Origin of the sequence: Hydrogenovibrio sp. 3SP14C1 (assembly GCF_029625905.1) — a bacterium.
Taxonomy (GTDB): Bacteria; Pseudomonadota; Gammaproteobacteria; order Thiomicrospirales; family Thiomicrospiraceae; genus Hydrogenovibrio.
Window position 1 is genome coordinate 1 of record NZ_JARTLM010000120.1, and the last position, 271, is coordinate 271.

Consider the following 271-nt stretch of genomic DNA (forward strand, 5'->3'; position numbering starts at 1 on the left):
GCCCCCGCCGCCGATCTGCGCCGCCTGTTCGATAAGGCCAAGTTTGCGATTTCCAACGAGGAAACGCGCTATTACCTGAACGGCGTCTATATGCATGTCGCCCAAGGCGAGAATGGCCCGACATTGCGCTGTGTGGCGACCGACGGGCACCGGCTGGCGCGCATCGACGCGGCGCTTCCCTCGGGCGCGCAAGACATGCCCGGCGTGATCGTGCCGCGCAAGACCGTGGCCGAGCTGCGCAAGCTGCTGGACGATGACGACGCCAGCATCG

The 271-nt window shown here is 66.1% G+C and carries 1 pseudogene; it reads left to right on the plus strand.

What is annotated here, in order from left to right:
• Positions 1–271, plus strand: a pseudogene (locus P8629_RS11885) (DNA polymerase III subunit beta); the annotation flags it as partial.